Raw genomic sequence first — 13,305 nt, 5'->3', positions numbered from 1 at the left:
GACAACTATACTACAATGAGATATAATATGGTTAGTTTAAAAACGAAATGGTTTTCTAAATGGGCTAAGAAACATCACATATCTGATGGACATCTTTTGGATGTAATCGAAGATATGAAACAAAATCTTTCAAGTGTTAGTCTTGGAAGCGGTTTGTTTAAAGTACGTGTTGCCTCTTTAGATGGTGGTAAAAGTTCTGGATACAGAACGATTATAGTTTACCGTGAAAATGATAGAGCAGTCATAGTGTATGGCTTTACTAAAAAAGAGAAAGACAACTTAGATAAAAGTGAACTAAAAAGTTTTAAGAAAATGTCAAAAGATATCTTGAACTTGACAGAAAAAGAGATGAAAATTGCCATTAAAAATGAAGTATTTTTAGAGATAGGAGATGCAAATGAGAGATAGCATAAAAGATGCCATATCATCCACAGTAAATGACATGATAAAAGCTGATTTACCTGTATCATTTACTAAAAAAGAGTTAGATAGTTTAGGTATAGATGTGCCAAAAGCATTTGTATCTGCAAAAGATATACAAAAGATACGCAAGGCATTAAATGTAAGTCAGTCCGTATTTGCCAAATTGCTCAATGTAAGCCTATCTTCTGTGAGACAGTGGGAACAAGGTATCCGACAACCAAGTGGCTCTACAATGGTACTCTTAGAGTTGTTGCAGAGAGAACCCAAGTTATTGGATTATAGAATTGATATAAGTGCTGCTTAGTAGATTGAAAATAAGTTTATTGCTGAATTATAAATAAAGTTTAAATTTCATAAAGATGTAGGGTGTTGTGCCCTCACAACACCACAAATTTGAATTGTATAATATTATGCATTCACGGGTATGTTTGTTGTTTAAATTATCGGTGTTGTAGCGGTACAACACCCTACGGGTTTTTTGTGAATGATGAATATTCCCATGCTTCCCATGTGTCAACGTAGGCATGTTTGACAGCATTGTGTTGTATATAATGTATCTTTTCAAGCCAGTCTTTTTCATCTCTTATGGTATGTTCATAAAATCTTTTTTGCCAGATGCCTGAGAGTTTACGTTGGTAGCTAGAGGTACTTAGGTGTAGTTTGGCTTTTTCTTTGAATGATGTATCTAGTCCATAAACAAAGCTTCGTTTGATGTGGGTGATGATTTTGGAGTATTCCTCAGGGTTTTTGGGTGTGAGTATCATATGTATATGGTCAGGTAAAATGACAATAGCATTTAGTTGATAATCATACCGTTGTTTGCTCCGTTTGAAGCTGTCACGTAAGAGTGTAATGTTGTCAATGAGTATAGGGTTTCTTCCTTGGGTAACCATGGTGATAAAGTAGCTATACCCATCAAGATATATTCGTTTATAATTTGACATATTCAATAGTAGCATAGATAGATATGAGATATAAAAAATATGGCAAATTGTCATATTTTTGTATTCAATTGGAATTTGAATACGTAATGCAAATATAATTTTATTGCCGTTCAAATTATCGGTGTTGTAAGGGTACAACACCCTACGGTTGGTAAAATTTAAATAGCATGAGGGCTGTAGGGTGTTGTGCCCTCACAACACCATAAATTTGGCTATAATTATTGCATTGATTACAAAGGGAAAGTATGGAATTGGTCTATTTATGGGTGAAGGATTATAAAAACATTCAGAAGCAGGGGTTTAATTTTTCTCCTCGATTTACTTGCAACTATGATGATGTTAAAAATGAATTGACCATTGATGAAAACGATGACTACATAGAAAACTTTTTTGGTGACAATATTAATGTGACTGCTATTGTTGGGAAGAATGGGAGTGGGAAGAGTAATTTATTTGAGGCATTACTCAGTAATTTGATGCATAATAATGTGATTCCTATTGATGAACCCTATCAAGTACTAGCAGTATTTTATAGTGATGACAAAAAGAAATATTGTTATAGTAAACTTGGTGGAGTAAATTTAAATATATTTAATAAAGAAGATATAACTACTATAGGAAATTTTAGAAAATATGAAAAAGATGATAATTCACTTTTTACATTCCATTATAACTATAGTTTAGATTGGATAAACAACAATGAAAACAATTTAGATTTTGACAAACTTTATCATAAGAATGATGATTATGCTACACCAATTTTATTACAACCCAATAAGGCAAATAGAAAAATATCCTTATCGAACATAGACTATTTGGCTACAAAAGATATCTTATACTTTACTATTAAGAATAATATAGAATTTGATTTTATCAAAGATTTTTTTATTCCTGTATCCTGCGAACTTTCGAATAGTTCAGATAATATTTCAAAAAACAATTCATTTATTCTTAAAAAAGTTGAAGATATATCTTCATCGTATTCCGATAAAAAGAAGTATTCTTTGAAATCATATTACTATATCCTAAGAAAAACAATTGATAAAGGAAAGGATGATAATTATACATTTATAAACGACCCTCACTTTAAAAGTTTACTAGAAAAAGATAATTTAGATGAAAATTTTGATAGTCTAATAAGTTATATTAAAAAGCATAAATTTGATACATTGTATGATAATTCATATATTTATAAAATACGAAAAATTGAAGATACTTTTAATTTTTTAGAGTATATAGAAAATTGCGAGATAGAGTCAATAACATGGGATTTATTACATGGTAAAAAAAATATTATTGAAAATAAGGAGCTTTTATTAAATCTTCCTCCTTATGTAGATATTGATTTTTTTGATAAAAATAATGTTTCTTTTTATTCTTTAAGTTATGGACAGAAATTTATAATTAAATTTATTTATAGTTTATTAAATCAATTAGAAAATTTAAAGTCACATCCTGAATATAAACATATAAATCTTTTACTAGATGAGGTAGAACAAGGTTTGCACCCAGAATGGCAAAGAAGATTTTTAAATATTTTAATACAGGTTTTAGAGAAAAAGAAAGATTATACTTTTAATATTATTTGTGCAACACATTCACCTTTTATACTTTCTGATATACCCAATGAAAATATCTATTTTTTGAGAGATGGTCAAAAAGATATAGGTTTAAAACAACAAACCTTCGGAGCAAATATCCACACTCTACTAAGTGACAGTTTCTTCATGGAAGATGGTCTTATGGGGGAGTTTGCTAAGGGGAAACTAAATGAGATTATAGAGTTTTTTGATGATAAAAACGAACTATATACAGCAGACAAAGAGAGACTCTATCAAATAATAAATACCATAGGTGAACCATTTTTAAAAGAAAAATTACTTTTTATGTATAGCGAAAGGTTCCCCAAAACAAAAGAAGAACAAATCGCAGAATATGAAGCTAAAATAGAGAGGCTTAAATCTGATGATTGGGATTAGACTTAATCAAGAGCTTTTAGACAAGCATACATCTAAAATATCTGTCAAGATTAGAAATAATGTAAATAATGTTGATAGAGAGGGATTAGATGAAAATATAGTATCTTGTTTGGAGTATTTACTCATAGACACTAATATAGAAAAAATATTAAAAGCAGATACAAGAGAACTTAAAACGATTATCTCCTATTTTCGTGAAAATTATCCCGATAGTACAAATAATGGTAGTGCGTTAAATACAATACTTCGTAAGAGAATATTTGAGAGAGAATATACAAACTGGAGTACAAGAACGACTTATGGGGCATATTATTTTGTGAAAGCATTAGGGTTAAACAGTTGCCCTTACTGTAACCGTAACTATACTTTTGTTATAGATAGCGATAATGGAAAACTACGACCTGAAATAGACCATTTTTATCCAAAATCAATATATCCATTTTTAGCAATGAGTTTTTATAATCTTATCCCTTCTTGCTCTATATGTAATCATACAAAGAGTGATACAGAAAAGGAAGATTTGGAAAATCCATATGATGTCGTAGATAACTCTTGTAGATTTACATATAAACCTAAAAATGTTGATTTTGTAGCCGTAGAAAAAGAAAAGTACAATTTTGATAGTTTTGAAATAGGAATAAGTGGTAATCAGAGTAATATAGAACTTTTCAAATTGGAAGAACTATATAAACAACATAAGGATGTTGTACTTGAATTACTTATTAAAAAAGCATATTATCCCGATAGCTACATTACAGAACTTTCAAAATTTGGTTTTAGTAAAGATGAGATATTTAGATATCTGTTTTCAAACTATAGTCAAGAAGATGATTTACACAAACGTCCATTATCCAAATTGACAAGAGATATTGCCAAGGAGTTAGGATTGGTATGATATGCGAATTTAGAAGGTGTTGTCATGGGACAACACCCTACGGTTGGAATATAAATTAATTTAATATAGTGAAAATCCTGTAGGGTGTTGTACCCTTACAACACCGAAGATGGGTATACAAAATAAAAACAATTCGGAGAAAAAATGAAAGAACAGAACAAACCTCTCTGCGGCATAGACGAAGCAGGACGAGGTCCTTTGGCGGGTTCACTTGTGATAGCCGGGGTGATCCTTAAAAATCCTATTGACGGGTTGATGGACTCCAAGAAGTTGACCCAGAAGAAGAGGGAGGCATTGTATTGTTTGATCATTGAGAATTCCGATCATCATATTGTCTGTTTTTCTGCTGCTGAGGTAGATGAATTAGGTATCTCCAAATGTTTACAGCAAGGTTTACGCACTATACAGAAAGTCTTGCAGAATGCCCGGTACCTGTTTGACGGCAACAGTACTTTCGGGGTTGACAACATTACGACCATGATCAAGGCAGATGACAAAGTGCAAGAGGTGAGTGCCGCGAGTATCTTGGCTAAGGTGACACGAGACAGAGAGATAGTAGAGCAGGCTAAGTTGTACCCAGAGTACGGGTTTGAGAAACATAAAGGGTATGGTACCAAAGCCCACATAGAGGCTCTGGCAAAATATGACAGATGTGAGATCCACCGTAAAACATTCAGGGTAAAAAGTCTGGATGAACCAACGCTTTTTTAGAAAGAGACCCCGTTGACAGTCAGTTTCCCCTTGAGGTACTTCAGATCATACACTTTTTGACCATTCTTCTCTTGTGGAGGAATGAGCATCATGACCATCATGGCTCTTGGGTCTTGCATGAGATGTGAAAAGAGTGCGGGTGAGGCTTCAATATGTGTTTTAGCACTGAGAGCCTGTAACAAGATCAGTGGATTCTGCTGTGCTGCTGTCAGGTCAAGAGAACTATCTATTTTTCCGTAGGCATTCAGATGAAAACTGCCCATAGGCTGATGTTGTATGTTTACCTCTTTGGAAGAGAGGTTACTGATGTTGAGTTCAATTCCCTGGGTGAGGATCTGCTCTGAGAGTTTGTTAATGGCAAGACGATCCCGAGGATCTGTTTTTTGAAGCTTTTCAAAGGCTTCTATGTCAAGGTTGTCAAGTGTGACATCCAGTGAAGTCTCAGTCAAGGCATAGCGGTTTTGTTTCTCTTGAAGAGTGATCTTTTCAATGGTACTGCTTGCACTGCTTTTTAAAAGTTTGTTGTGCAGCGCTGTGGTTGAGGTACCTTTGATGTTTACCCCCTCCATCTGAAAATCGTCTGCTGCATACGCTTTGAGGTTTTCCACGCTGTACGTCGTCTGTGCATCATAGTTGGTTGCTCCTGTAAGGGTGTATGTTGCAGTAAGATTCTTAAGCACCACTTCTACAGCTTTGTCCGCATGCAGTGAGAGTTGTGCGATGTGCTGTTTCAGTGTTTTAAGCTTTTCATTGACAAGGCTTCCTTCAAAGGTCATGCCTTGCGCAAGCAGGTTTACAGAAACATCATCGGGAAAAGTCTCATTGATGTCTTTGACATAGCCCTTAAACCCGTTGAGCAGTTTGTTAAAATCTACATGCAGAAGCAGGCTTTTGTTATCTATCATTTTGTTGATGTGTGCCAGCAGTCCGGGATCTTTTTTTTGCAGTGCTGCCACTACTTCATCCGGAAGTGCTTTCACAGAGATGTCTGTACTGAGTGCACTGTAGGCATCTTTCAGGTATTTTGCATCTACGGCAAACTTCATGCCTTTAAGCGAAGAGAGGTTTTTGGTGTTTATCTGCACACCTTGATGATTCAGGTAGGCAATGATCTTCTCAGGCTCAGAAAAGTCAAGGATGAAATGCTCTTGGGTTTTCCCAACCTCCCTGTTCTCTATGCCAAAACCGTTCTGCTGCAATGTTGTCAGCTCATGGTTGACTTGTTTCTTCATCTCTTCTGTGACACGTGTTGAGCCTGAGGTGAAATAGTAGATCGCAGCAAGTGCAAGAATGCCTATGAGTCCGAATCCTATTTTACGCATCAGTTATCCTTTATAGATGGTGGTCAGATGTGCCATCTTTTTGCCCATGTTCAACAGGGTCATGTCTGCCAAAGTAAGTGCCATCATCGCTTCACAGACCACAGATCCCCGAATAGCGACACAGGGGTCATGTCTGCCTTTAAGGTTGCATTTGACCGTTTCATTGTGTGTAGTGACAGTCTCCTGCTCCTGAAAAATGGAAGGTGTCGGTTTGAAATGGGTTTTGACAATGATCGTGTCACCGTTGCTGATACCACCTAAGATACCTCCTGCATGGTTGCTTTTAAAACCGTTTGGTGTGATCTCATCATTGTTTTGGCTGCCTTTGAGGTGCGTGCTTGCTACCCCGTCACCGATCTCTACGGCTTTGGCTGCATTGATACCCATCATTGCTTCAGCCAGAATGGCATCAAGTTTATAGTAAAGCGGTTCACCTAGACCTACAGGCACTCCTGTGGCGGTTGTGAGTACCACGCCGCCTACTGAGTCATGGTTCTCTTTGGCTGTTAGAATGGCCGCTTCCTGTGCTGCTTCAACCTGAGGGTCAAGTGCATAGAGTTTAGAGGTTTTGGCATACTCAAAATCCTGTGTTTCTCCTTTGATACCATCAACTTCACACAGCCCGCTTTGAATCTCAATACCCAGTTCTTTGAGCATGAGTTTGGCTATAGCACCGCCTGCTACTCTTGCTGCTGTCTCGCGTGCTGAAGAGCGTCCACCGCCACGGTAGTCTCTCAATCCATATTTATGAAAGTAGGTAAAGTCTGCATGTCCGGGACGGAAAAGGTCTTTGACATTGTCATAATCCTTACTCTTTTGGTTTGTGTTGAAAATGATCATGGCTATGGGTGTCCCGGTGCTTATCCCTTCAAACGTGCCTGAGAGTATCTCTACTTTGTCATCTTCTTTGCGTCCAGTCTCCAGTTTGCTTTTTCCGGGTTTTCGTCTGTCAAGTTCCGATTGGATGAATGACTCATCTATCTTCAGTCCTGCGGGTACCCCGTCAAGGATGCATCCCAGAGCTTTACCGTGTGATTCGCCGAAGGTTGTCAGTGTCAGTTTTTTGCCAAAGCTGTTCATGTTAAGCCTTTAATTTTTCTAATGCGATCTGTGCCGCTTTTTGCTGGGCATCTTTTTTGCTTTTACCCTTTGCCGTGGCAATGGTCTTGTCATCTAAGATAATAGCGATCTCAAACTCTTTTTTGTGGTCGGGTCCCGAAGAGCCCAGCATCTCGTAATGCGGTGTCACACCGTGTGTTGCCTGTGTCAACTCCTGCAGTGCGGTTTTGTAGTCTTTTGAGAGAGATTTCAGATCAATTTTGGGATGACACTCTTCAAGCAGTTTAATGGAGATCTCTTTTGCTGTAGTCAGCCCAGCTTCCAAATAGATGGCACCGATAACTGCTTCAAAAGCATTGGAAAGCAGAGAAGGTTTGTTTCTTCCGTTGTTGTTCTCCTCTGCCATAGAGAGATAGATATACTCTCCCAAATGAATGGCACGTGCTAAAAGTGTAAACCCGCTTTCATTGACAAGGGAAGCACGTATTTTTGAGAGTATCCCCTCATTTGAATTGGGGAATTTTTTAAAGAGATACTCTCCGACAATCAAGTCAAGTACAGCATCTCCTAAAAACTCAAGCCGCTCATTATTGTAAGGCTTTTTATGACTTTTGTGCGTCAAAGCCTCAATAATCAATTGCTTGTCTTTAAATGTGTAGTTCAGTCTAGTTTCCAGTTGACTGTAATCGTTCATTTTGTTCTCCTATATTTGGTTTGTAGGGGTAAACCCCTGTGTTTACCCATTTTTTCATTGAAGGACAGACACACAGGTCTGCCTCTACAGAGTTGCCTTGATACGTTCTGCTTCATTACGTGCAAGTTCGTCACAACGTTCATTTTCCGGATGTCCGTTATGCCCACGTACCCAGGTACCATGTACATTGTGTGGTGCAGCAGCCTCCAGATATGCTTTCCAGAGGTCAACGTTTTTTACTTTGGCAAAGTTCTTTCGTATCCAACCTTCCAACCATTCGTTGATTGCTTTTACTACATATGAGCTGTCTGAAATGACTTCTACATCACAAGGTTCTTTTAGTAGTTTTAGCCCCTCAATAACGCCTTGTAGTTCCATGCGGTTGTTGGTGGTATGTGTATCTCCGCCAAAGTACTCTTTGCGTTTACCTTTGAACTCTAAAATCCCCCCGTATCCGCCAGGTCCTGGGTTGCCGAGGCTGGAACCGTCAGAGTAGAGAGTAATCTGTTTTCGGGCTTGTTCTTGCAATTTCTTCCTCAACTTTTACAGAGTATATCGCCATACAGTTCGGGCAACGTTTGAAACTCACGGGAAAGCTCTGCTTGCATTGTGTACAAAGAAAAGAGAAGTGCAGGTCACCTTCTTCAAAACCACTTTGTCTTGCAACAGCTAACATATCCAGTGTGAACAGACCACTCTGTGTATGTGGCGTGTTCAAATATCCTTTCGCATAATAGAGCGTACGGAGTATTTTATCATGAGCGATTATATCTAAATCGAGTTGTGAATTGGGTAAGAACCAGAGGATGTCAAGTATCTCATGGATATGCTCTGTTTCTATAAGTTTCCATGCTTCCGAAGTATCCAGTTTTAACATCATGGATACCCCCTCTCTATAGAGTTTCGGCTCTTTGGCTAAAAGTACTTTTAGCTGTTCTATTTTTTCTTCTATAGCGAGGGATTTATCTGTTTTAAGTTTTGAAAATGCAAGAAAATTTTCCAATTCATTTGTCTCCTCCCCCAGGAGTTGAAGCGGCTCAATGATCTCATGCGCTTTGTCAAAACGGTGCATATTCTCATAGACTATGCCTAATTCATGCAGTACTTTCGCATTGCGGGGCATACGTCGCAGGATCTCGGTATACAAAGAACGGGAACGTTCGAGAAAACCGGCATGCAGATAGGTATTTGCCAAACGTTCCATGAGTTCCAGCTCTCCTCGATCATTGTCAATATGTTTAATGAGATAAAGATAGATACTGATCGCTTTATGATATTCCCCTGAATTCTCAAATGCTTTGGCAAGCAGGGTCAGCGGTTTGAACATATGTGGTTCATAAGGCATATCATCTGTGTCCAAAGTACATTCTGCAGAGTCAAATTTTTCTAAAAATTTTAAAAGTTTCCCCTCTTCTTTTTGTTGTTTATACATACCCCAGCCGTAAGAGACCAGTGCAATGATCAGTGCGATCACAACAATGAGCAGAATACTGAAAAGCGGATCACTGTAGGAAGGTAGAATATTTTCCAAAATTGTCCTTGCTTCGGCAGACTTGGCAACCGATATTTTTTGTTCCCTGAATATATCTTAAGAAATAGATGCTTAGATTATATCAAATTAGATATAATTCTTCTATGATAGATAACGCATATATATTTGCTCTCCTTAAAGTAAAACAAAACTCTACTTTAATTCCTCTCATTAAAGCTATGTCTTTAACGAGAGATGGAGCCATTGGAGAAAGTACACAGAATGATTGATAACGCCTCCATCGAATCTTTGAAAAACAGTATTGATATTGTTGATGTGATAGGTAACTTTGTAGAGCTTCGAAAAGCCGGTGCCAATTACAAAGCGAACTGCCCTTTTCATGGAGAAAAAACCCCAAGTTTTGTAGTCAGCCCCTCCAAACAGATATACCACTGTTTTGGCTGTGGTGTCGGGGGAGACAGCATCAAGTTCGTGATGGAAATGGAGAAACTCACCTACCCCGAAGCCATAGAAAAACTGGCAAGTATGTTCAACTTCTCTTTGAGCTATACCAAAGGAAGCAGTGACTACTCTGATGCCAAACGTGTACTGGAGTCCATACAGACCTGGTATGTGAAAAATCTGGAGAATAATACTACAGCCAAACAGTACCTTTTGGATAGAGGCATCGCCCAGAGTTCCATACAGAGATTTGGTATAGGGTATGTACCTGATGGCAATTCAGTAATGAATTTCCTGAATGCTACACTATTACCTCTGCCTAAAGCAGTGGAAGCAGGTGTGCTTGCACAGGGTGAAGGAGGCAGGTACTATGCACGTTTGGTAGAGCGTATCACTTTTCCTATCTACTCGACCAGTGGGGCAGCTGTTGGGTTTGGAGGGCGCACGATCACCAACCACCCTGCCAAATATATAAACTCACCACAAACTAAACTGTTTAACAAATCCCGTTTGCTTTACGGGTATGATCTTGCCAAAGAGAGTATTTATAAAAATAGAAAGCTGATCGTTTGTGAGGGGTATTTGGACGTAGTCATGTTCCATCAGGCAGGATTTACCGAAGCAGTGGCAAGTATGGGAACAGCACTGACCTCAGAGCATCTGCCATTGCTAAGAAAGGGCGATCCGAAGATCATTTTGGCGTATGATGGAGACAAGGCAGGTGTGGCTGCGGCACTCAAGGCGGCACAAATGCTCTCAACAGCGAATTTTGACGGAGGGGTTGTACTTTTTCCTGACGGACAGGATCCTGCAGATCTTATAGCAAAAGGACAGAGTGAAGCAGTGGCAAAACTGCTACGTGAAGCTAAACCGCTCATCCCATTTGTATTAGAAAAAACGATCTATGCCTATGACCTGAATGACCCCAGAGCAAAAGAGGCAGCATTTGGAGCAGCAAAACAGTTTTTAGAAAGCTTAAGCCAGATTATTAAAGACTCCTATATTCCTATGGCAGCTACACTGCTCGGTGTGGCTCCGGCACTGTTCGGGAAACAGACAGATTTTAGCAGAGCAAAAGAGAATTTTTCACAAAAAAAAGATGATACGGAACTGTTGGGTATTATTAAAACACTGATAGAGAGTCCAAATCTTGTTGATACGGTATTGGATACTGTTGATATTGGTATTTTTGGAGCCTACAGGGAGTATTTTGATCTTCTTTTGAAAGCTGAGATGGATCATCCACTGCTTATGGGAGTGCAGATCAATGAAGAGATACATACATTGGACGAGGAGAAATTGCTGTATGCATTAAGAAAAATATTGATTCGACATTATAAACAAAAATTAAAGATTCTTCCCCGAGACACCTCTTTGTCCTCCGACAAAAAGATGTTTCTTATACGCAAGTTAAGAACAGATATTATTCCAAGATTAGAAAGAGGAGAGTTGGTAACCTATGAAACAGAATAAAAGACGTGCAATTGCACTCTTTAGCGGAGGGCTTGACAGTATGATCGCCATCAAACTGATGGCTGACCAGGGGATTGAAGTGATCGCTTTGCATATCAAGATAGGATTCTCCGGAACCAAAGATGTCAGCAAGATCATGCAAGAGCGTGCCAAGTTGGCAGGTGCCGAGTTTAAGATCGTAGATGTACGGGATGAATATATTCAAAATATTCTCTTTGATCCTGTGTATGGGTATGGAAAAAATTTTAATCCCTGCATTGATTGTCACGGCTATATGTTCAAGATCGCAAAAAAAATGATGGATGAACTGGGTGCTTCATTTTTAGTCACAGGTGAAGTGATAGGGCAACGCCCTATGAGTCAAAGGCATGATGCGATGAAGCAGGTGAGTAAACTAGCCAATGACAAAGAAGACAAACTTATCTTGCGTCCTATGTCTGCCAAACTGATGGAAGAGACAACTCCGGAGCTTGAAGGCTGGGTTGACAGAGAGAAATTACTTGACATTTCCGGACGAAGCCGTGAAAGACAGTTGGCATTGGCTCAAGCGTACGGTTGGGAAGATTATGAGTCTCCGGGGGGTGGTTGTCTATTGACAGAATCACATTACGCGGAGCGTATCAAAGAGTTTATCTCTTTTGATACATTTGAAGTAGAAGATATTGAACTGTTGAAGTTTGGTCGACACTTCAGACTGCCTGAAGGAGCCAAACTCGCAGTAGGGCGCAACAAAGAGGACAACGAAGGTCTGCAGGCTATTGAAAGTGATAAGTATATAGCGATCACACTTCCTGTAGCCGGACCTTTTTCACTTTTGAGTGCCGATGCAAGCCTGGCAGACAGAGAGCTTGCAGCAAAATTGGCCATCACCTATGCGAAAAGTTCAGCCCAAGATTGTTATGATGTTGAGGTTGGTGATGAGAGCGTAACGGTCTCTCCATTTAAAGAGAAAAAAGAGGCACAAGCCTACTTTTTTAATGCAAAGTAGGCTTTGACAGGCTCAGCCATCGGAATTTCGTTCCCTGAGCTTCGATTGTTGAGGTATGTGGAAGTGGTCGAAGAAAAAATTTAAACAAAGGTATAACTATGACAGCAAGTGCAAGACATATTTTAGTAAGTGATGAAGCGTTCTGTAAAGAACTTAAAGAGAAGATCAATGCAGGAGAAGTCTCTTTTGAAGAAGCAGCACGTGATCACTCTACCTGTCCATCCGGTGTAAAAGGTGGAGAGCTTGGTACATTCGGACAAGGTCAAATGGTACCGGAGTTTGACAAAGTGGTATTTAATGATGAGGTAGGTGTGGTTCATGGTCCCGTGAAAACCCAGTTTGGTTACCATTTACTTGAGGTGACAGAACGTTCATAAATATGAGGTAAGTTTAACTTACCTTATGTTAGAATCTTTTTCTACTTTACTTGGGGCATTAGCTCAGCTGGGAGAGCGCTTCGCTGGCAGCGAAGAGGTCATCGGTTCGATCCCGTTATGCTCCACCAAATTTAATGAATTTGCATCTATCTTACACACGTTTTCGTTCAATGTACTACATGCACATTTCATTCAAATCACGCAAAATCTAGATACCGCTAAACACACACTCTATTAAATTTTTAGTTTTTATTATAATGCTAAAAGAAATATTTATGGTAAAAATGGGATTTTTTTTGAAAGTTGGTGACCCCAAGGAGACTCGAACTCCTATAACATGGATGAAAACCATGGATCCTAACCGTTAGACGATGGGGCCAACAAAATTTTAAAAGTTTACAAGATATAAATGGTGACCCCAAGGAGACTCGAACTCCTATAACATGGATGAAAACCATGGATCCTAACCGTTAGACGATGGGGCCATTCACAACTTGTGGACGGAAT

The 13,305-nt window shown here is 38.7% G+C and carries 14 protein-coding genes and 3 tRNA genes; 9 read left to right on the top strand and 8 right to left on the bottom strand.

All coding sequences use genetic code 11. The features are described from left to right. Positions 1–15: 15 nt before the first annotated feature. Together MVE01_RS10540 and MVE01_RS10535 are read left to right on the top strand one after the other, a co-directional pair. Positions 16–408: a type II toxin-antitoxin system RelE/ParE family toxin gene (locus MVE01_RS10540; protein WP_472562147.1), complete on the top strand. Its 393-nt coding sequence runs from the start codon at positions 16–18 to the stop codon at positions 406–408. Then, the gene (locus MVE01_RS10535; protein WP_472562146.1) at positions 398–727 is read left to right on the top strand and encodes a helix-turn-helix domain-containing protein; all 330 of its coding nucleotides are present in this window, start codon (positions 398–400) and stop codon (positions 725–727) included. The genes MVE01_RS10540 and MVE01_RS10535 overlap by 11 nt, the downstream gene beginning before the upstream one ends. A 163-nt stretch (positions 728–890) precedes the next feature. Here the strand turns inward: MVE01_RS10535 and MVE01_RS10530 are convergent, their stop codons facing one another. Beyond that, entirely contained in the window at positions 891–1,367 is a 477-nt protein-coding gene (locus MVE01_RS10530; protein WP_472562145.1) for an REP-associated tyrosine transposase, read from the bottom strand. 245 nt (positions 1,368–1,612) lie between these two features. Here MVE01_RS10530 and MVE01_RS10525 point away from each other — a divergent pair, with 245 nt between their 5' ends. The 3 genes from MVE01_RS10525 (at position 1,613) to MVE01_RS10515 (ending at position 4,952) form a co-directional block, all read left to right on the top strand. Then, positions 1,613–3,346 carry an AAA family ATPase gene (locus MVE01_RS10525; protein ID WP_472562144.1) on the top strand — a complete coding sequence of 578 codons (1,734 nt, stop codon included), beginning with the start codon at positions 1,613–1,615 and terminating at the stop codon, positions 3,344–3,346. Continuing rightward, positions 3,333–4,241, top strand: a complete 909-nt coding sequence (locus MVE01_RS10520) for a hypothetical protein (RefSeq protein ID WP_472562143.1) — start codon at positions 3,333–3,335, stop codon at positions 4,239–4,241. The genes MVE01_RS10525 and MVE01_RS10520 overlap by 14 nt, the downstream gene beginning before the upstream one ends. A gap of 144 nt (positions 4,242–4,385) precedes the next feature. Further along, complete coding sequence (locus MVE01_RS10515) at positions 4,386–4,952, top strand: ribonuclease HII (RefSeq protein ID WP_472562142.1); 567 nt, start codon at positions 4,386–4,388, stop codon at positions 4,950–4,952. On the opposite strand, the gene MVE01_RS10510 is transcribed toward MVE01_RS10515, so the two are convergent. From MVE01_RS10510 to MVE01_RS10490, 5 genes are all read right to left on the bottom strand, one after another. Then, complete coding sequence (locus tag MVE01_RS10510; RefSeq protein WP_472562141.1) at positions 4,949–6,274, bottom strand: YdgA family protein; 1,326 nt, start codon at positions 6,272–6,274, stop codon at positions 4,949–4,951. The two genes, MVE01_RS10515 and MVE01_RS10510, sit on opposite strands and share 4 nt — an antisense overlap. A gap of 3 nt (positions 6,275–6,277) precedes the next feature. Then, positions 6,278–7,354 carry a chorismate synthase gene (gene aroC / locus MVE01_RS10505; protein ID WP_472562140.1) on the bottom strand — a complete coding sequence of 359 codons (1,077 nt, stop codon included), beginning with the start codon at positions 7,352–7,354 and terminating at the stop codon, positions 6,278–6,280. A 1-nt stretch (position 7,355) separates the two neighbouring features. After that, complete coding sequence (gene rnc, locus MVE01_RS10500) at positions 7,356–8,027, bottom strand: ribonuclease III (RefSeq protein WP_472562139.1); 672 nt, start codon at positions 8,025–8,027, stop codon at positions 7,356–7,358. An 84-nt stretch (positions 8,028–8,111) separates the two neighbouring features. Next, positions 8,112–8,555, bottom strand: a complete 444-nt coding sequence (gene rnhA / locus MVE01_RS10495; RefSeq protein WP_472562138.1) for a ribonuclease HI — start codon at positions 8,553–8,555, stop codon at positions 8,112–8,114. Then, positions 8,515–9,558 carry a tetratricopeptide repeat protein gene (locus MVE01_RS10490; protein WP_472562137.1) on the bottom strand — a complete coding sequence of 348 codons (1,044 nt, stop codon included), beginning with the start codon at positions 9,556–9,558 and terminating at the stop codon, positions 8,515–8,517. The genes rnhA and MVE01_RS10490 overlap by 41 nt, the downstream gene beginning before the upstream one ends. A gap of 222 nt (positions 9,559–9,780) precedes the next feature. Here MVE01_RS10490 and dnaG point away from each other — a divergent pair, with 222 nt between their 5' ends. The 4 genes from dnaG to MVE01_RS10470 all read left to right on the top strand — a co-directional run bounded on the left by dnaG (position 9,781) and on the right by MVE01_RS10470 (position 12,926). Next, positions 9,781–11,433, top strand: coding sequence for a DNA primase (dnaG, locus tag MVE01_RS10485; protein WP_472562136.1), 1,653 nt, complete (start codon positions 9,781–9,783; stop codon positions 11,431–11,433). Then, positions 11,420–12,421 (top strand): argininosuccinate synthase domain-containing protein, encoded by a 1,002-nt coding sequence (locus MVE01_RS10480; RefSeq protein ID WP_472562135.1) that lies wholly within the window; start codon positions 11,420–11,422, stop codon positions 12,419–12,421. The genes dnaG and MVE01_RS10480 overlap by 14 nt, the downstream gene beginning before the upstream one ends. Before the next feature lie 98 nt (positions 12,422–12,519). Continuing rightward, positions 12,520–12,798, top strand: a complete 279-nt coding sequence (locus MVE01_RS10475) for a peptidylprolyl isomerase (protein ID WP_472562134.1) — start codon at positions 12,520–12,522, stop codon at positions 12,796–12,798. A 52-nt stretch (positions 12,799–12,850) separates the two neighbouring features. Continuing rightward, positions 12,851–12,926, top strand: a tRNA-Ala gene (locus tag MVE01_RS10470). Between the two features lie 176 nt (positions 12,927–13,102). On the opposite strand, the gene MVE01_RS10465 is transcribed toward MVE01_RS10470, so the two are convergent. Next, positions 13,103–13,177, bottom strand: a tRNA-Glu gene (locus MVE01_RS10465). A gap of 31 nt (positions 13,178–13,208) precedes the next feature. After that, a tRNA-Glu gene (locus tag MVE01_RS10460) sits at positions 13,209–13,283 on the bottom strand. Positions 13,284–13,305 lie beyond the last annotated feature (22 nt).

Source organism: Sulfurovum sp. (assembly GCA_026990595.1).
In the GTDB taxonomy this organism is placed as follows: Bacteria; Campylobacterota; Campylobacteria; order Campylobacterales; family Sulfurovaceae; genus Sulfurovum.
The sequence above is the reverse complement of the archived record's forward strand: the minus strand, read 5'-3'. Positions and strand labels throughout refer to the sequence as shown.